1 protein-coding gene is annotated in these 859 nt (G+C 63.3%); it reads left to right on the top strand.

Annotated elements, in window-relative coordinates:
* Positions 1-89: 89 nt before the first annotated feature.
* Positions 90-859 (top strand): IS5 family transposase (locus ACK4TH_RS12420; protein WP_409626899.1); only part of this gene is annotated, 770 nt, incomplete at its 3' end.

Below are 859 nucleotides of genomic sequence, written 5' to 3'. Positions count from 1 at the left end.
CAGAGGGTCACCCAAGCCAGCCACTCCCTTCAGTGATTCCACCGTTGCACTTGGTACTTGACACCGCCCAGATGAGTCTTCAGGCGCCGATGTATACGGGCTTTGAGCTGCGCACCAAGCGCACCCGCAAGCGTGCGTTTTTGGAACAGATGGACCGTGTGGTGCCGTGGGCAGAGTTGGTCGCACTCATCGAGCCGTATGCGCCGAAGGCGGGTCCCAAGGGTGGGCGTCCTGCCTTTGCGGTCGAGAAGCTTTTGAGGATTCACTTTCTGCAGCAATGGTTTGGTCTGTCGGACCCGGCGGTGGAGGAAGCCTTGTACGACACGCCGCTGCTGGCGAGCTTTGTTGGTCTGGACCTGGGGGTGGATGTCGTGCCGGATGAGAGCACCATCCTGCGCTTTCGCCACCTGCTCGAAGCCCACGACCTGGGCACGCAGATCCTGGCAGCGGTCAACGCCGTGCTCGCTCAGCGCGGCCTGCTGCTCAAGACCGGTACCGTGGTCGATGCCACCCTGATTGCCGCACCCAGCTCCACCAAAAACAGCACCGGCACGCGCGACCCCGAGATGCATCAGACCAAGAAAGGCAACCAATGGCACTTTGGCATGAAATGCCACATCGGGGTGGACGCCGACTCGGGCCTGGTGCATACGGTGGTGGGCACGGCGGCCAACGCGCACGACGTCACCCAGGCGCATGCGCTGCTGCACGGCAAAGAAACCGATGTCTTTGCCGATGCGGGCTACCAGGGCGTGAACAAGCGGGCCGAGACCCAAGACATCCCAGTGAACTGGCATGTGGCGATGCGCCCGGGCAAGCGCCGGGCGCTGGACAAGACTACGCCGCGGGGGGCGATGCT

It is taken from the genome of Tepidimonas sp. (assembly GCF_046292505.1).
In the GTDB taxonomy this organism is placed as follows: domain Bacteria; phylum Pseudomonadota; class Gammaproteobacteria; order Burkholderiales; family Burkholderiaceae_C; genus Tepidimonas.
This window is presented reverse-complemented; position numbering and strand designations above follow the sequence as displayed.